This is a genomic window from Bacillus sp. ISL-34, from assembly GCF_018613325.1.
In the GTDB taxonomy this organism is placed as follows: Bacteria; Bacillota; Bacilli; order Bacillales; family DSM-1321; genus Peribacillus.
The window spans coordinates 1-16876 of record NZ_JAGGQJ010000020.1; the positions used below are offsets into that span (position 1 = coordinate 1).

General features: G+C 38.2%; 18 protein-coding genes and 1 pseudogene. 15 read left to right on the forward strand and 4 right to left on the reverse strand.

Going from position 1 to position 16876, the window contains the following annotated elements:
- On the forward strand, positions 1–215 hold a 215-nt coding region (locus tag J7E52_RS14410), incomplete at its 5' end, for a hypothetical protein (protein ID WP_214747646.1).
- Between the two features lie 190 nt (positions 216–405).
- Positions 406–843: a VOC family protein gene (locus J7E52_RS14415; RefSeq protein WP_214713992.1), complete on the forward strand. Its 438-nt coding sequence runs from the start codon at positions 406–408 to the stop codon at positions 841–843.
- A gap of 608 nt (positions 844–1451) precedes the next feature.
- On the opposite strand, the gene J7E52_RS14420 is transcribed toward J7E52_RS14415, so the two are convergent.
- On the reverse strand, positions 1452–2168 hold the full coding sequence (locus J7E52_RS14420; protein WP_214747647.1) for a vanadium-dependent haloperoxidase: 717 nt from the start codon (positions 2166–2168) through the stop codon (positions 1452–1454).
- A gap of 282 nt (positions 2169–2450) precedes the next feature.
- Here J7E52_RS14420 and J7E52_RS14425 point away from each other — a divergent pair.
- From J7E52_RS14425 to J7E52_RS14465, 9 genes and pseudogenes are all read left to right on the forward strand, one after another.
- A pseudogene (locus J7E52_RS14425) lies at positions 2451–3671 on the forward strand (IS110 family RNA-guided transposase).
- Positions 3672–3767: 96 nt separating this feature from the next.
- Positions 3768–4169: a DUF6157 family protein gene (locus tag J7E52_RS14430; protein ID WP_214747650.1), complete on the forward strand. Its 402-nt coding sequence runs from the start codon at positions 3768–3770 to the stop codon at positions 4167–4169.
- Between the two features lie 144 nt (positions 4170–4313).
- Positions 4314–4739 carry a hypothetical protein gene (locus J7E52_RS14435; protein ID WP_286197771.1) on the forward strand — a complete coding sequence of 142 codons (426 nt, stop codon included), beginning with the start codon at positions 4314–4316 and terminating at the stop codon, positions 4737–4739.
- Between the two features lie 614 nt (positions 4740–5353).
- Positions 5354–5944: a TetR/AcrR family transcriptional regulator gene (locus J7E52_RS14440; protein WP_214747653.1), complete on the forward strand. Its 591-nt coding sequence runs from the start codon at positions 5354–5356 to the stop codon at positions 5942–5944.
- A 110-nt stretch (positions 5945–6054) separates the two neighbouring features.
- Entirely contained in the window at positions 6055–7440 is a 1386-nt protein-coding gene (locus J7E52_RS14445; RefSeq protein WP_214747657.1) for an MFS transporter, read from the forward strand.
- 43 nt (positions 7441–7483) lie between these two features.
- A complete protein-coding gene (locus J7E52_RS14450; protein WP_214747660.1) occupies positions 7484–8098 on the forward strand; it encodes an FMN-dependent NADH-azoreductase in 615 nt (204 codons plus the stop codon).
- A 135-nt stretch (positions 8099–8233) separates the two neighbouring features.
- Positions 8234–8506 (forward strand): antibiotic biosynthesis monooxygenase family protein, encoded by a 273-nt coding sequence (locus J7E52_RS14455; protein WP_286197772.1) that lies wholly within the window; start codon positions 8234–8236, stop codon positions 8504–8506.
- 74 nt (positions 8507–8580) lie between these two features.
- The gene (locus J7E52_RS14460; RefSeq protein ID WP_214747663.1) at positions 8581–9402 is read left to right on the forward strand and encodes an SDR family oxidoreductase; all 822 of its coding nucleotides are present in this window, start codon (positions 8581–8583) and stop codon (positions 9400–9402) included.
- A 583-nt stretch (positions 9403–9985) separates the two neighbouring features.
- Positions 9986–10579, forward strand: a complete 594-nt coding sequence (locus tag J7E52_RS14465) for a class I SAM-dependent methyltransferase (protein ID WP_214747666.1) — start codon at positions 9986–9988, stop codon at positions 10577–10579.
- Positions 10580–10692: 113 nt separating this feature from the next.
- On the opposite strand, the gene J7E52_RS14470 is transcribed toward J7E52_RS14465, so the two are convergent.
- From J7E52_RS14470 to J7E52_RS14485, 3 genes are all read right to left on the reverse strand, one after another.
- Entirely contained in the window at positions 10693–11103 is a 411-nt protein-coding gene (locus J7E52_RS14470) for a cupin domain-containing protein (RefSeq protein WP_214747669.1), read from the reverse strand.
- A 262-nt stretch (positions 11104–11365) separates the two neighbouring features.
- A complete protein-coding gene (locus J7E52_RS14480; protein ID WP_309476891.1) occupies positions 11366–11986 on the reverse strand; it encodes an SDR family NAD(P)-dependent oxidoreductase in 621 nt (206 codons plus the stop codon).
- Between the two features lie 425 nt (positions 11987–12411).
- Positions 12412–12822: a MerR family transcriptional regulator gene (locus tag J7E52_RS14485; RefSeq protein ID WP_214747672.1), complete on the reverse strand. Its 411-nt coding sequence runs from the start codon at positions 12820–12822 to the stop codon at positions 12412–12414.
- 349 nt (positions 12823–13171) lie between these two features.
- Here J7E52_RS14485 and J7E52_RS14490 point away from each other — a divergent pair, with 349 nt between their 5' ends.
- From J7E52_RS14490 to J7E52_RS14500, 4 genes are all read left to right on the forward strand, one after another.
- Positions 13172–14212: an NAD(P)-dependent alcohol dehydrogenase gene (locus J7E52_RS14490; protein WP_214747675.1), complete on the forward strand. Its 1041-nt coding sequence runs from the start codon at positions 13172–13174 to the stop codon at positions 14210–14212.
- 386 nt (positions 14213–14598) lie between these two features.
- Positions 14599–15306, forward strand: coding sequence for an alpha/beta hydrolase (locus J7E52_RS14495; protein WP_286197774.1), 708 nt, complete (start codon positions 14599–14601; stop codon positions 15304–15306).
- Positions 15307–15323: 17 nt separating this feature from the next.
- A complete protein-coding gene (locus J7E52_RS26995) occupies positions 15324–15554 on the forward strand; it encodes an alpha/beta hydrolase (protein WP_286197775.1) in 231 nt (76 codons plus the stop codon).
- Between the two features lie 1140 nt (positions 15555–16694).
- Positions 16695–16876: transposase (locus J7E52_RS14500; protein ID WP_483861537.1), on the forward strand; the 182-nt coding region annotated here is incomplete at its 3' end.

The following is a 16876-nucleotide window of genomic DNA, read 5'->3' on the forward strand; positions in this document are numbered from 1 at the left end:
TAGAGGTTTTTGGCTTTTTATATAATGGACCAAATAATACACAGGCTACTACTGTTTCTTGGTGTACATCTAGGCCAGCACACCGTTCAATCATTGCTTCCGTAGGAGAATCACCTCAAAAAAAGATTAACAATACATATGACAGTAGATTTGTTACAAAGTTCAGCCTGGTTGTATTGTTATCATCCATTATCGTCAAGAGGTTAATGGGTTAGACTCTATTTTGAGTTTAGGTTTTCGTAGTAGATGGTGGCGGCGAGGAGCGCCGCCATAGGAGTTTCTTATGGAACTAAAGGGGCAGGTTTGTTGAAGAAGGATATTTTCTGTTTTAAGCGAATTAGAATTACAAACAAACCTTACACGAATACAGGTATTGAAATAACAGGGACATAGGAGGTATGAGATATGAAGATCAATAGAATAGATCATGTGAGTATAAACGTAAATGATCTTTCAGAGGCTAAAGCGTTTTTTCTTGATTTAGGACTTGAAGTGCAAGCGGAATGGGAATTGGATGGAGAACAGTTGGATAGAATAGTTGGGCTTAATGATGTTAAAACGGCCTGTGTAGGATTGGGGATGCCAGATGGTCAGGCATGGATAGAGCTAGTCAAATTTTATACGCCGTCAGATGAAAAAGATATTCAGCAGCCTTTTGCAAATACGCTGGGTATCCGACATATTTGCTTTGCTGTTGAAGATATTGAAGCTATAGTTGCAAAATTGAAAAAGAAGGGCACGGAAATCTTTAGTGAGATACAGCAATATGAAGAAAGTTATAAGTTATGCTACGTTCGTGGTCCAGAGGGAATTATTTTAGAGTTGGCGGAGCAAATCAGATAAATATTAAAGACTTCTTCTTAAACTATCGGGTGTAATACTTAAAGATCCAGCTGCCAATTCAGGCGGTTTTTTTATTTTGATAACGGGGCAGGATACTTCAATAAGAATTAAAAAAATTTATATTTACATACAAAGAAATTCTATGTATTATCAGGAAACGTGTACATTTCATTGGAAAGGAGCTTTGAAAAGTGAGCATCCCTTTTTTGGGTCTAATTTTGCAAATTATTTTCTTTCTGTCTATATCCATCTTTAATTTTGTGAGAGTGTATGTTATAGAGCATTTTTCGGTGTATCCAGTTGCTTTTTTTGAATTATTTTTGGGAATCTTAAGTTTTATTTGTGGATTACTTGGACTTATAAAGAAGGCTAATATAGGACTTTCTATTATGGTTATGTTGTTTGGAATGCTGATCTGTTTCTTTTTCGTTTTTGTATATCTATTAGGAGAAGCAGGTATAGAGCCACCTATTCGCTGGTTTTATTCAAATTAAAAAGGTTTTTTATTCAACTAACGGGTGCGTTAGCTGAAGATCCGAGCTGTCTTAAAGGCAGCTCTTTCTTTATTTAACTAAAGGTTCAGGTTAGCACAACCTAAACCCAAAATATTATTGAAGCGTATTTAGATTTTGTGCCCTTAAAAAGCTTACAACTACCTCTCCAATTTGTCTGCCTAACCTTAAGCCTTCATTGTTATCCACGTTAAAATGTACGCCAGCGTACAAACGAGATTGAGCACTTTCTTCCATTATTTTTTTTATTTCGGAAGACTCTTGAGGAAAGATATAACTTAATACTGTCTCTGCACATCCTGCCACAGTTGCGTGTGCAGAAGGGTATGCTGGAAAACGAGGGGTAAACAACACTGTAGACAGATTTCTGCCATATTGATTTGGACGTGCAACATCCCAATGATATTTAAAAAACCACGTGATAACAAAGGTATCATTCATAGCAGCGTGGAAATAACTCTGAACCCTTGCAACACTCGGTGACCCCAGCATATACTTTTCAGCTAAATTGAAAATTAGAGTGGTAATTTTCGCGGTTAATTCACCTGTTCCCCAATATTGTGTGATGCGTATTTGCTGGGAAGTCAATGACTTTAATGTCTCTTCTACAATGAATAACTCTGTTTCCCAATCAATATCAAGAGGATTTTTAATTCGCCAAATGATTCGTTGATGAAAGGGGTCCAGGAAATCATTGTCTCTTCCCCTTGAAATAAAAAACATTGGCCAATTTCCTGCCTCCGGAGAACCTTTAGGTGAGATACTTTCCCCTGGGTAAGGAAACTCTGTCCATCTTCTATAACTTGTTCTCATAAAGACCACCCCCTAATAAATGTTCTCCTTGTTCCTTATGATTAAGAGTAATGAAGAATGACCATTTAACTTTTTGATCCCTTATCAGAGGAGAAAGAGTTATGAACTTAGATTAAGATGTGTTTTACTTCAATTCCCAGGTTGCTGAGGCAGCCTTTGAAACTATCGGGGCAGCATTCCTGTTAGAAGGATGTTCGGGGTCTTGAAAGAAAAAGAGCCCTCTTGTATGATGCATGAGTGTCAACGACCATTGACCCAGCATCAAACAAGGAGGACTTCTCTATGCAGTTTAAATGGAATGAAAAAATTAATCAAGTTACTGAAAATACACTCGTTGTTGGTATGGATATTGCCAAGCGTGTTCATTACGCTTGTTTTGTTGATGAACGAGGGCGCGTGATAGAAAAAGCCTTCGCAGTACATCAATCAAAAGAGGGCTTTGAACACCTGTATGAAAAGATTCGTCAAACGATGAAGGAAGCTAAGAAAACAGAAGTAATTGTTGGAATTGAGCCAACAGGCCACTACTGGATGAACTTAGCTAATTTCTTAGATCATTACGACATACCACTAGTCATGGTGAATCCAATGCATGGCAAACGATCGAAGGAACTTTACCGACAAAGAACGATAAAAAAGATGTATTAGTCATCGCTCGTTTATTGAAAGATGGGCGTTTTAGCTATCCACGTTTATTAAAAGAAGTAGAAGCAGAACTTCGTATCGGATCTACTCTTCGTTCAAAGTTAACGGAAGATTTAGCGAGTATTAAAAACCGAATCATTCGTTGGCTTGATCGTTATTTTCCCGAGTTTACTCAAGTCTTTCCGGCTTTCGGAAAGATGGCTCTAGCTAACTTGGAAATGACTCCGTTGCCACAGGATATCGATAGAAAAAGTGCTGAGGAGCTTGTCTTTCTTTACCGTAAGGTAAAGGGAAAGAGAGCCCCACAGCTACCAAAAGCAAAGCTACTCATTGAAGCAGCGAAACTCAATTGGACTGACAGAAGGGACACAGATGGCCCGACATGAAATTGCCACGCTCCTGCGTCAGTAGCGCTTACTAGAATTGAAACTGTGAATAGTCAATTATCCGAAATGGCCCAAACAACTATGGAATATGAACTGCTGGCTTCAGTTCCTGGATTAGGAGATGCAACCATTGTTGATTTGCTTTCAGAAGTTGGAAGCTTTTCACTTTATGAAAATCCACGCCAATTGATTAAACTAGCGGGATTAACATTACGGGAAAACTCATCTGGTCAACATAAGGGACAAAAACATATCTCCAAATGAGGATGAAAGCGACTTAGATATATTCTTTTCAAAGTAATAGTACCCCTCATTCGTCACAACGAGGGGTTTAAACAGCTTCATGAATATTACACAACACGCCAACAAAATCCCTTACGCGGAAAGCAATCGATGGTGGTACTCTGTGGTGAAATTGTTGAAAGTATTGCATGGTATTTGTAAAACACGGAGAAGCCAGCAACATTACTAAACTAAGACCAAGAGTCCCCGGGGCAGGATAGCGGAAGAAAATAATGGTATGATACGGTATATGGATATGCACACTGCTGATTAAGGAGGTTGTTATATGAGTTATAAGAACACACTTATTACCATTTCAGAGGATTCAAAAGTTACTTCAGCAAAGGTACCTGTCATCAAAAACGAAAAACCCACCATTGCTTATATTGAACATGATTTAATTAACCATAACCCTTATAAATTTACACAAGAAGACGTACAATTCAAAACATATTTACTCAAAAATCAAATAGAAGCGGAAAATGTAGCTGAACTTCGAGAACAGTTCTTTTCAAAATCCAAGGCTTGCTTCAGGGCTTCTCCTTTAGTGAAAAATTATGGATGGGGAATTCATTATAATAATCAGGGGAAAATTGCCATATATGATGTTAACAGTGAAATGTATAACCAGTTGCTTAAGCAAGATGACATTACAAAACTTAAAGGTATGCGTTCTAAAAGAAAATAAATGCAGGATAGCTAAACAAACGTAGTGACTAGAACTGTAAAACGATGAAGATGACGCAACCAAAAGATGTTTGAAGCTAAGAAGCTATAGTCATTTTTAATCATTTAATAATCAGTTTATTCTGATATTATAAAAGGGATAAAGATGGGAGGAGGAAATAACATAAAAAACTTATTTTCAATCTTAAGTATCTTTGTGTTAGTTCTGGTAGGTGGAATGGTATTAGGTAATTCTTCTGCTCAAGCAAGTGTTCCTCAGTATTCTTTTCAAACAGAAGATGGAAAATGGGATGGTGAAATTGGAAATCCTAACAAAGGTAGTGACTTAGAGGTAGAACTGGTTTCCCCAATCTATTTAAAGACTTCTTCTGGAAGTAAGTTGTTGACTAATTATAGTAACATATGGTCCCGTCTTTGCAATGCCAGTACTGGAAAGTGCACAGGCTATCATAGCTTAGCTGGTGGAAAGACATTATTTACAGATATGAAAATAGGTAAATTTTATGTTGATGTTAAAGATGGATACTCTTCTGGCAAAGTATATGGAAAACTACAAATTGTTTTCAAATAACATGTAATACGTGCTACCCACTCTTAATGGGTAGCTTTTTATTATGAAAAGTTTTTAAAATAGGTATTTTGTATAATTTGTTAAAGTTGAGCTTCGCGACTGCCTTTTTTTCCAGAAAAGAAGTGAAGTTTACTGAATTGACTAGTACGTTCACAAAAGCAACAAAGGGTACGAGCGTTTGTGTAGCCATGAAATAAAGTTTGATACTTTGTTAATGAACTAACGGGGCAGGATAGTTGAAGACTACTGTTTCATCTTTATTCAACAATTGGGCCATTTAATTGAATAAAGGTTTCTATAAACCCCATTTTTATGCAACTATCAGGAGCGCTTAAGCACACATAAACGTTGATTTATCAACAATTTATAAAATCTAAACAATAAATTGTTGTTACAAGTTGAAACTTCGTGTCACCTAAGGAGTTTTGTAATAGGGAACTTCTGTTAGGACATGTATGTTAACCTCACGTGAATATCCTATACACAGATCTAGAATTTGAAGAAGATTTTTTTATGAAAAAAGTGAAATTTCTTTTGATATTTAACATTAAATGGAATAATATAAATTAACAGTCAGTACTGACAGTCATTTTTAAAGAAAAGCTGGTGAAAGAATGAACAAAAGTAAAAATCTTAGCAGCAATGATAAACTGCTGTTGGCAGCTATCGATCTAATAGCTGAGAAAGGCTACAATGGTGTGTCCACTATGGAAATCGCCACCACAGCTGGTTTAAGCGAAAAGACGCTGTTTCGCCACTTCGGTAGCAAGCAAAATCTTCTCGAATCTGCTTTTGACCGTTTTCATTATATCGAAGAGATGAAAAAGCTTTTTAACGAGAAGCTTACGTGGGATTTACATGCAGATTTGCTCATGATTAGCAGGACGTACCATGAAATTATGAACCGCAACCGGAAAATGATTCAGATCAGTATCAAGGAAGAAGGCAATATGCCAGGGTTTCGAGAAAGAACACAGAAACAGCCTCAACAATTAATGGAAATCTTAACAGAATATTTCACGGTTATGTTCGAGAAAGGCAAACTGATACGGACGAACCCAGAAGTTCAGGCGTTGTCGTTCATGATGATGAATTTTGGTGCATTTATGAACGATTTGGAGTCAAATGGTAACTTTCCAACCGTATCACTGGAAGAATTTATAATGGAGAGTGTCCAAATATTCACTAGGGCTTTAACCCCCTAGTATTTTTTTTAAAAAAAATGTCAGTCAGTGCAGGCAGCCATTCATGCAATTTGTGAGTTAAGGATATGGAAAACCTTGTACTTTTAAAAAAAACGAAAGGAGTGTAAGAAATGGAAAAGGAAGTTCAGCAACAAACAGGTGAGACATTGATGCTCATTTTAATGTTTACGCTTATCATTGCAGCAATGAGTGGATTAATGTTTAACATCGTACTCCCTGATATTAGTGAAGAGTTCAATCTTTCTATCACTCAAGTAAGTTGGTTCACTTCTGCATATGCTCTGATTTATGCGATTGGGACAGTGACTTACGGAAAGTTAGCAGATAGCTACAAACTTAAAAATTTGCTGACGTTCGGATTGATACTTTTTGCTATCGGTTCACTGGTCGGTCTAGCTTCCCAAACATTCTGGTTAGCACTTGTCGGAAGGTGCTTGCAGGCAATGGGGGCTGCTGCTATCCCAGCAACAGCTATGATAATTCCTGTACGCTACATTGCTCCAGAGCGAAGAGGTTCAGCTTTAGGCATGGCAGCAGTAGGTTTGGCCATCGGCAGTGCTCTTGGACCAGTTATTGCTGCATTAATTGTCAGTGTTGCTCATTGGCGTTGGTTATTCTGTATCCCTCTTTTAATTTTAATCACGTTACCTTTTTATCGTAAATATTTGAAAGATGAGCAGCAGGGAGTGTCTGGGAGATTTGACTGGTTTGGAGGGGGTTTGTTAGCTGTAGCAGTAGTTTTGTTTCTTCTAAGTGTTACGAATGGAACATGGTGGTTTATGAGTGGGGGGGTACTAGCTCTGGTGTTCTTCATAGCTCGAATTCGTACCGTTGCCGATCCGTTTGTTCAACCTAAACTCTTTAAAAACAAGGAGTATATACTCATTTTAACGCTTGCTTTTCTAATAAACGGGATTGGTTTTTCTCTCTATTTTCTTAGCCCCCTGCTTCTATCACAGGTTCATCAGCTAACATCTAGTTGGATTGGTTTTGCAATGGTTCCTGCAGCAGTTGCCTCAGCCATTTTGGGGAGAAAGGGTGGCAAATTAGCTGACTTGAAAGGGAACTCGCATCTATTCTTTGTTGGATCTGGATCATTATTGACCTGTTTTGTTTTACTTTCAATCTTTACTGGAAGTCCTCCACTTTTCATTGCCATATTTCTGATTTTCGGTAATGTCGGGCAATCCTTTATGCTCATTACTATGTCCAATTCAATCTCAAGAACATTACCAAAGGATCAGGTTGGAGTGGGTATGGGACTCTTTTCAATGATGAATTTTATTGCTGGAGGAATGGCTACAGCGGTTTATAGCTGGGTTGTGGATATTGGTTCTGATGTCCTCTGGAATCCGTTCAATATCAATTCAAACGGTTTTATTTACAGTATTATCTTCATCGTACTTGCTGCTTTACATGTGGTCATTCTGTTGTTTTACTATTTTCAGTATGGCAGAGAAAAGAGAAAAAGCATTCAGTTGGAAGGTCGAAGTTAGTTTAGATCAAGTTTCACTATTATTCATATTTGGAGGAGATTAAATGACAACAACTTTATTTGTAAAAGCGAACAATCGTCAAGAATCAGTTAGTGGGAGATTATATGATGCATTTTTAGAAAGCTACAGAGCCTCATATCCTAATGACACGGTGATTGAACTCGATTTATTTAATGAACCATTACCTTATTTAGGTGATGTTATGATTAGTGGAAATTTCAAATCCTCCCAGGGAATGGAGCTTACACTAGAGGAAAAGTCTGCACATGATGTTGTGGCTAAGCACCTTGAACAGTTTATAGCTGCTGATAAAGTAATTATGGCCTTTCCACTTTGGAACTTAACCGTTCCTGCCGTGTTACACTCGTACCTTGATTATCTGCATCACCCACGTAAAACATTTAAATATACTGCTGAAGGCTTAGTTGGTCTATTACCCAATAAGAAAGTGGCATTATTAAACGCAAGAGGTGGGGTATACGCCGAAGGAGATACCTCTGAAATGGCTGTAAGCTTTGTTAAGAATCATTTGAATGTATTTGGTATAAAAGACATTACAACAGTAGTTATTGAGGGACATAATCAATTTCCTGATCAACGTGAAGTTATTATTGAGAAAGGGATATATAAAGCTGTTCAAGTGGCCAAGAATTTCTGAATGATTAAGGACGCATTTCATTAAAATTTGAGCAGAATCTCAATTTTAAAAGATAACTTCTAATCTATATAGGTTGGGGGCAACAGACGATTAGAGGCAACACGCTAACCTACATTACTTGAGGAGGAATAAAAGATGCCGACGATTAATAAAAACGAATACTTTACGGTGATCGTTGAATTCGAAGTCGAACCACAACACCAGCAGGCTTTGATAGAGGGAATCATTAGTAAAGTCGAACCGCATTTTAAGAGATACTCCGGGTTCGTTTCAGCGAGTTTCCATGCAAGTGAAGATGGCATGCGAGTTGTGAACTACGCTCAATGGCACTCCAAAGAAGCATGGTCAGAATTCATTATTGAAACTGACCATATGGGCATTCAGGCTGCTGTTGATGAATTAGTTTAAAATCTTGGAGCCAAGAGAGTGAGAGTCAATTCCTATCGGGTCGCTCAAATTATTGAAAATGCAGGTGAAAAGAAGTGATCTTAGTAACAGGAGCAACTGGTACGGTTGGTCGGTATGTCGTTGAACGACTTGTCGGTGAAGGTCGCAGTGTTAGGGCTTTGAGCCGAAGCCCAGAAAAAGCCAAACTGCCAAACGGTGTTGAGGTGGTTTCGGGAGATTTAGAAAAGACAGATACATTCCCAGCATTTTTAGACGGAATAAAAAAGGTCTTTTGGGTAATCACACACGAAGCCGACAAAACCTTCCCTTTTGTTGCGCGGCAGGCAGGGGTTGAGCAGATCGTCTTACTGTCTTCATTATCCATCAACGAGCATCCTGACAATGCTATTGCAAGATTCCACTCAGCAGCTGAAGAGGCTGTTCGTGAGTCGGGGGTAAATTGGACCTTTTTAAGGGCAGGGGGATTTATGTCCAATACGCTTCAATGGGCACAATCTATTCGTTCGGAAGGAATTGTCCGTGCGCCATTCGGTACTTCGGGAGCAGCCTATATTGACCCGAGGGACATTGCGGACGTTGCTGTTCTGTCACTTATTTCATCAGGACATGCGGAGAAAATTTATCTGTTAACAGGATCAGAGTTAATGTCCCCAATTGATCAGGTTGAGGTTCTTAGCGATGTTCTCCAAAAGGATATTCAATTTATTGATATATCGGAAGGAACGGCGTTAGAGAACATGAAAGATTTTTATCCTGATGAAATTGTCGAAGCTGCAATCCAGGGGCTTAAACAAGCTAACCCGACAGGTGTTAGTCCGACTGTAAAAGAAATAACAGGTAGATACCCTCGTTCGTTCAATCAGTGGGTCACTGACCACTTGAATGCATACCGTTGAATTATTAAATAATAAATGAAACATAGAGCAGGATACCTCTATGCTAACGGAGTTTCGGCTTTATTTTGTTATCTTTAAAGGGTAACAACATTCGATAAAGATGCATTGGCATAACCTAGCTCCGAAATTTTTTCAATAGCGAAATGGCATCCTGTTGGAAAATGGAAGCGATTTTGCAGAAGGTATTACCCTATGATGGTGCTTATTGCGTTAACAGCTCTCCTTGCTGCGCTTGTGGTGAGAGCAGGGGGGCAATTACTGGTTGGTTTTCTTTTTATTTTTGTTTATTGTAGCTATTTCTAGTGGTATGGCACTTAAAAATTATTTCGACTATTCTATGATTTTTGGAGTTGGTTTAGCACAGTATCTTTATTAGCTGCTGGTTTTTCGCTTGGGAAAAGCAACAAGGAAAATAATTCACATTGTTCAGCTAACGCGTGCGTTAGCTGAAGATCAGAGCTGTCTTTAAGGCAGCTTTTTCTTTATGGAACTATCGGGGCAGGTTAGTAGAGGAAGGATTCCTACAATTATTAACGAATCATCTATAATATAATCTAAAATAAGGTATCAACGATGGAAATAAATGGATAATAAAATTAATTTTTATACGGATGACGAAATAGAAAAATGTATAACCACCAGGCTTCGGAACGCATATTGTGTTTTCGCAGAAGGTGAGGCCCAGTTGCTTATCTCAGAAGCAAGGACGACAGACTCCCTCGCTGTCATGGTGGATCGACGTGTAGCAGGTTTTCCCCTCGAACACATAATTGGTTGGGCGGATTTCTGCGGTATTCGTATAGCTGTGGAACCAGGAGTCTACGTGCCGGGGGAAGAAGCCACTTATCCTTTTGAGATTAACGGTGAGTTCCAATATATCGTAGAGTTTTCTTGTTATATTGAGGGTGATTATACAGATACCCATGAAGAATTCTTTTGTAATTGGATGGATAGCCCTGATTATTACCCTATTTATTCACTTGCGGAAATATATGATTTTCAACAAGCAGAGTACGAAGAGTTGTTTAAGATGCAAAATATAGAGTTTAATTATATGAAGGGGAGGCCAGGCGATGCTTACTTTCGCTGCGATAAATTTAAAGAAGGTGGCCAATTGGACATGGCAAGGTCCAAAAAATCGCCTAACATAGTGGGCCGTAGAGCCCCATTCTCTTAACTTTAGCCAACATTCAAAGGAAAATTTCAAAAGGGGTTCGGAATTTTTTAATCCGACCCCCTTTTGTCTACAAACTGAGACCTGTAATACAGGGCAATTCATATCCTCAATTATTATTTTAATCTGTTATATTCCTCATCTGTTACTGGTTCCAACCATTCCGGCTTACCTGCAGTAATTGCAATGTGTTCAAACCAGCTGTCTTTTGTAGCACCATGCCAGTGTTTTACACCATCATGAGTGACAATAACATCACCGGCTTTTAAGAATTGAGCAGGTCTTCCTTCTTCTTGATACCAACCTTCGCCACCAGTTACTAATAAAAGTTGAAACCCATTACGATGAATGTGCCAGTTATTTCTACATCCTGGTTCAAAGGTTACATTCCCAACACCAACATTTACTTTAGGATCTGCAATTAATGTCTTAAGATAACTTTGTCCGACAAAAAATTGAGCATATGCTTCATTTTTTTCGCCCACTGGGAAGATAACGCCATTTTTTACTTCTTCATGTTTTGCCATTGTACTACCTCCAATAACTTCATTTTTTATTATTAACCAACTTGAACAGTTGGTCGAATTATCCTTTCATTAATGGCTACATCAGATAGTTGCTCAATAGGAAAGGCATTTGCACCAGCAATGCGGTCAGCATCAATAGCGGATGGTTTCACCTAACACACCTAAACATTTAATATTCTATTTGTTAGACTGTATTGTTACCAATCAATTAGTTTTCCGCCTCTGAAGAATTTTCCGTTTGGTCCTTCAGATTCAATCGTCGCTAACCATAAGAAAGACTCAGCTGCTTGCTTAGGGTGTCCTTGGAGCAGATGGTCCACCCATATCTGAGCTTACCCATCCTGGATCGAATGACTTCTCCAGCAAGCAATTGTGTTAATCCGTTTAAGGCAAACTTAGACAACTTATATGCTCCTACTCCTGGATATGACAATTGGCTCATCCCGCCATATTCTGAGGAAACATTAATAATTCTGCCATAGCCTTGTTTTTCCATGATGGGAATAAAGGAACGGATTACATGGTAAACTCCAAAGAAATTGGTTTCCATTGTTTTCTCCAGAATGGAAGGATCCATAACCACTAACTTTTTATCCTCATCCAAATACACGCCTGCATTATTAATCAATACATCTAATCTTCCATATCGATCATTTACAATAATTGCGGCCTGAAGAATGCTTTCTTGATTGTCTACATCCATTACCAAAAATGATACGTCTAAATCTGACTTCTTAAGTTTTTTGGCAATTTTATGACCCATTTTTTGATCTCGACTTGTCAAGATGACCTTAAAACCATCCAAAGCCAATTGTTTGACCAGCTCATATCCAATTCCTCGATTACCGCCAGTGACAAGTGCAACTTTTGTATCCTTTGACATTTTCAAATATCCCCCTTTTTCGGCTAATAAACATTGGCAAGAGTAGATTTTTGCACAATCTAGAAAAATGAAGGAATCAACCCTATTACTCGAATAGCATCAGATAGGTCCATTTATCACCTTACGTAGTAATTATAATTAGTTACATGACTAAGTATAAGGGTTAGAGTAGACTCTAATTCAAGGGAGAATTTTATAAATAATAATTAATTGTTTTCTTGGCTTATTGTTAACTTTAAATTAAGCCACTTTGTATCGTTAGATGAAGGAGTGAGCAAGTGAAATTTTAAGAAAAAAAGAAGAAAGTGGGAGTAGGGATTAGCAAATGCGTTGTTTTGGTAAAGCATGCTTTATTGGCACAGTAAAAAACACAAATAGAGCCACCTATCCTACAATATTAGGTTTGAAGGATAGGTGGCTTCATGTTAATTGGAATTCCCAATTTTATCCTTTTTATGAACATCTTCCGTACCTGCCTCCAAGGCAGTTTTATAATAGTTACATTTAAGGTTTATGATCTCCATAGTTTTGTTCAGTTCTTCCATCTGTGCTTCAACGGCAGCTTTACGTTCTAAGAACATGTCATGTCTTTGTTTTAATGTGGAATCCCCATCCGTACACCAATCAATGAAATTTTTAATTTCTTTAATAGGCATCCCGGTGGATTTAAGACATTCAATTATTTTTAAAGCATTAATATCAGATTCTTTAAACAGTCGTGTTCCGTTAGGTGTTCGTTCAACAAAAGGCAAAAGTCCCTCCTTGTCGTAGTAACGTAGGGTATAAGTTGTAAGGTTCAATTCTTTTGCAACTTCACTAATAGAATAAGTGTTCATTGTTTCACTCCTGTTCTCCATTAGATATAGACTTCGAGTTAACTCTATGGCTTCGGGTGATTTTATCATGAGTATTGCTGTATGTCAAAATCACCTTAAATAATGGAGAAATAACCTACACAAAAAAGAAATAGCTTATTTTAATAGATTAATTGTAACTAAAAGAATGAGGAAAAAATATAAAAAAATCGCTTGACTTAGAGTTAACTATAAGGATTAACATTGTTTTGCGAGAGAAAAGAGGAGGTTTAGAAATGAGGGAATGAGAGCTTTCGAACCTAAATTTTCATTTCTCCTCTAGTTACAAAGGCATTCTCTTGAAAAATATATTTAATTGGAGGGTTTTGAGATGGTAACTGCTAAAGCAAGAGCTGTCGACGGTCCTGACAAACCGTTTCGAGCAGCAGAAATTAAAAGACGTGACCTAGATTTACATGATGTTTTAATTGAGATTAAATATGCAGGCATATGTCACTCAGACATCCATGTTGCGCACGGCGAATGGGGTCCCGTTAACTATCCACTTGTACCAGGACATGAGATTGCGGGGATTGTTACCGATGTTGGAGCCGAGGTAACAAAGTATAAAGTCGGTGACCGTGTAGGAGTCGGATGTATGGTTGACTCCTGTGGAAAATGTGAGAACTGCCTTAAAGGGGAAGAGCAGTACTGCCTTAAAGGAAATGTTCTAACCTATGGTGGTGTCGACAAATATGGTGAGCCTACACAAGGTGGTTATTCTACACATATCGTCGTAACCGAGGACTTTGTCGTAAGAATTCCTGATAACATCGAACTTGACGCCGCAGCACCATTACTTTGTGCAGGTATTACAACCTATTCACCATTAAACCATTGGGGAGCTGGTCCAGGTAAGAAAGTAGCGGTTGTAGGTTTGGGAGGCCTAGGTCATATGGCAGTCAAGATTGCACATGCTATGGGCGCAAATGTGACAGTTCTATCCCAAACATTGAATAAAAAAGAGGATGGTTTGCAGTTTGGCGCAGATAACTACTATGCTACTAGCGACCCAGAAACATTTGAGAAGCTTGCAGGATCTTTTGATTTAATCATCAACACAGTAAGTGCCAAGATTGATCTTGATGCGTATTTCTCCTTACTAACTCTTGATGGCACTATGGTAAATGTCGGTGCTCCTGCAGATTCATTGTCCCTAAACGTAATGTCCCTTATCGGTCATCGCCGTTCATTTGCAGGTTCCTCGATTGGAGGCATACGTGAAACTCAGGAAATGTTGGATTTCTGCGCAGAACATAATATTGCTCCTAAGATTGAAGTAATCTCTGCTGATTCAATTGATGAAGCATATGAGCGTGTCTTAGCATCAGATGTAAAGTATCGATTTGTTATTGACACTAGTACAATCTAAGTTGCTAAATTACTAGGTAAACTGCAATGCCTGTAAGACAGCGTAAGAACAACAATTGCACTGCAGGAATTATATAAAAAGTAGATAAGCAATACTCCTTATCTGTCGAACTATATAGTTAACTTGGGGTTTATTGTTCAGCACATCCTAAAAATTAACTAGTTGGATGTTGGTAACAAAGGAAACAGTTAGACTCCCTGTGGACTTCAACCCAAGAAATATTATTTGTTGCAAAGCTGGTTCTTTTAGTAGTGATGTACTTCTTACTAAGAATGGTGAAACATCAAATGGGAAAGAAATCATGAAAGATATGGATTTTAATGGGAGTTTTAAGTCAGGGGTGTTTGTAATATCTCTGAAAAATATTGAAGAAGAAGGGATAAAAAATGTCACAGACAGATAACTATATTTTTGAGTTAAGTAATAAAGTAACAAGAAAGTCTGTTTCATACAAAAACAGGTTTGGAATCAAAATTGCAGCAGATCTTTACATGCCAAAGGATTTTGATGAGACAAAGAAACACGCAGGTATTATTATAGGTGCGCCTTATGGTGGTGTAAAAGAGCAGGGGCCTGGTATTTATGCTCAAAACATGGCAGAGCGTGGTTTTATAGCACTTACATTTGACCCATCGTACAACGGATACAGTGGTGGAGAGCCGCGACACATTTCTTCTCCAGATTTATTCGTAGAAGATTTCAGTGCAGCCGTTGATTATTTAGGTACACGTCCATTTGTAGATAAGAATCAAATTGGTGCAATAGGTATGTGTGGCAGCGGTGGTTTTGCGATCAGTGCAGCGCAGGTAGATAGACGCATCAAGGCTATAGCCACGGTCAGCATGTACGATATATCCCGTGTAGCAGCCAACGGATGGAAGGACTCATTTTTACTGAAGAAGATCGCAACAGTATACTCGATGCACTTGCCGAGCAACGTTATGCGGATTTTGAGACATCCCAGCCAGTGCTTGCCCATCGAGGAGCACCTATTGGATTTGATGAAAATACAGACCCTATTGGCCGCGAGTTTGGCGAGTTCTATTCTACGCCTCGTGGGTATCACCAGAACTCCATTACTCAATTTACCGTGACAAGCAGCATGTCATTTATGAACTTGCCTCTGCTTACACACATTAAATCGATTTCGCCGCGCCCGATTTTGTTTATCATCGGTGAGCAAGCTCACTCACGATACTTTAGTGAAGATGCATACGAATTGGCTGCGGAACCAAAAGAGCTGTTCATCGTTCCAAATGTAGGACATGTTGATTTGTACGACAAGACAGATTTGATTCCTTTCGACAAGTTGGAATCATTCTTTACCGAGAATTTGGAGTAATAAACTTAAACAAATGGGGGGCATTGAATCAGAAGGATTATGCCCCTGTTTGTTTTCTCCTGTCACTTAAGTCAGTTTAATTTACGTATAAACAGATTATTCCCTAAGGAAAGATAATAAATGGAAACGTTACAGCTTTGATGGTGGTTATATTGGTTCAGATTAACTCTTCGGCCATTGCTGACCACGTTGGTGCGATTGGTATAAATAGGAAAAAAAGGTTAACAAGATGAAATTTTATTATTGCGGAAGAAGCATTATTAATAAACCTGAATATGGCAGCAGGCAAGGAAGAGTAACAGTTTCAATGAAGGAAGGTAAGAACTATTAGTATGCTCTTACCTTTTTTTGAATTGTGTTCGTTTAAAACAGGCAAGATCAATTTATCTGTCCTTTTATACTTAACAAATATGTTCGTCATACTCGGTTTTCAAGTAATTTAGCAGCTTTTGTTTTTGGTGGGAATAATGAAAGCAATTAAAGTAAAAGGAAAAGTCGTCAAAAAAGAGAGGATTTTTATCATCGAAGCCATAAGAATTTAAGAAATCCGAGATTACTTTTTCTTGTTCAACTAAATCGAACAATCCGGATATATAAAAATGATAACTGAATTTATCATATAAAAAAAGGTATCCTGTATCATCAAAAATATTTTTCACTGTATGACCATCCAATTCTAACTCACTCCTTCTTTTACCAATATACCTCTTTATAGAAGAAATTATTCAGTGCTCATCTTTAAGGGAATATTATTATATTTATTGCAGCGTGTTTTTTATACCTTCAATGCATTAATGGTATGAAATAAATGCAGGCAGCAAGAATCGTGAACGAAAAAAGCACATCCAATAAGGATGTGCTCAGACTGTAGACAAACTCGATGAAAATCGAGTTTGTCTACAGTCTTTTTATGGCTTTTACAATTTGAACGTTGATTTCCACTCCAGGCACTCGCTTTCCGCGGGCGGTCCGGGAGCCTCCTCGGCTTGCGCCTGCGGGGTCTCCCCTAGACGCGCTTTTCCCGCAGGAGTCTCGCACCTTTCGCTCCAATCAACTCTGTTATAAAATTTAGATAGAACCTCTTTTGCCTACAGTCTTTTTTGTTTTAAAATAGAAGTATTAAAACTTGAGGTGATGAGGATGCTTTCTAAACATAATTCTATTCAGCGAGATCAACTTGAAATGATTACTTTAGATCAATGGGTGCCAGCGAACCATTTGGTTCGTAAAATTGAGGCTGCCATTGACTTCTCTTTCATTTATGATTTGGTGAAAGATATGTATTCAGAGGTAGGACGCCCAAGTATTGATCCAGTTATTTT

Bases quoted from the DNA above. Each gene is read 5' to 3' on its own strand.
- J7E52_RS14450 (WP_214747660.1), top strand. From the start codon at position 7,484: ATGACAACAACTTTATTTGTAAAAGCGAACAATCGTCAAGAATCAGTT.
- J7E52_RS14420 (WP_214747647.1), bottom strand. From the start codon at position 2,168: ATGAGAACAAGTTATAGAAGATGGACAGAGTTTCCTTACCCAGGGGAA.
- J7E52_RS14480 (WP_309476891.1), bottom strand. From the start codon at position 11,986: ATGTCAAAGGATACAAAAGTTGCACTTGTCACTGGCGGTAATCGAGGA.
- J7E52_RS14470 (WP_214747669.1), bottom strand. From the start codon at position 11,103: ATGGCAAAACATGAAGAAGTAAAAAATGGCGTTATCTTCCCAGTGGGC.
- J7E52_RS14485 (WP_214747672.1), bottom strand. From the start codon at position 12,822: ATGAACACTTATTCTATTAGTGAAGTTGCAAAAGAATTGAACCTTACA.
- J7E52_RS14495 (WP_286197774.1), top strand. From the start codon at position 14,599: ATGTCACAGACAGATAACTATATTTTTGAGTTAAGTAATAAAGTAACA.
- J7E52_RS14415 (WP_214713992.1), top strand. From the start codon at position 406: ATGAAGATCAATAGAATAGATCATGTGAGTATAAACGTAAATGATCTT.
- J7E52_RS14440 (WP_214747653.1), top strand. From the start codon at position 5,354: ATGAACAAAAGTAAAAATCTTAGCAGCAATGATAAACTGCTGTTGGCA.
- J7E52_RS14490 (WP_214747675.1), top strand. From the start codon at position 13,172: ATGGTAACTGCTAAAGCAAGAGCTGTCGACGGTCCTGACAAACCGTTT.
- J7E52_RS14465 (WP_214747666.1), top strand. From the start codon at position 9,986: ATGGATAATAAAATTAATTTTTATACGGATGACGAAATAGAAAAATGT.
- J7E52_RS14430 (WP_214747650.1), top strand. From the start codon at position 3,768: ATGAGTTATAAGAACACACTTATTACCATTTCAGAGGATTCAAAAGTT.
- J7E52_RS14435 (WP_286197771.1), top strand. From the start codon at position 4,314: ATGGGAGGAGGAAATAACATAAAAAACTTATTTTCAATCTTAAGTATC.
- J7E52_RS14455 (WP_286197772.1), top strand. From the start codon at position 8,234: ATGCCGACGATTAATAAAAACGAATACTTTACGGTGATCGTTGAATTC.
- J7E52_RS14445 (WP_214747657.1), top strand. From the start codon at position 6,055: ATGGAAAAGGAAGTTCAGCAACAAACAGGTGAGACATTGATGCTCATT.
- J7E52_RS26995 (WP_286197775.1), top strand. From the start codon at position 15,324: ATGAACTTGCCTCTGCTTACACACATTAAATCGATTTCGCCGCGCCCG.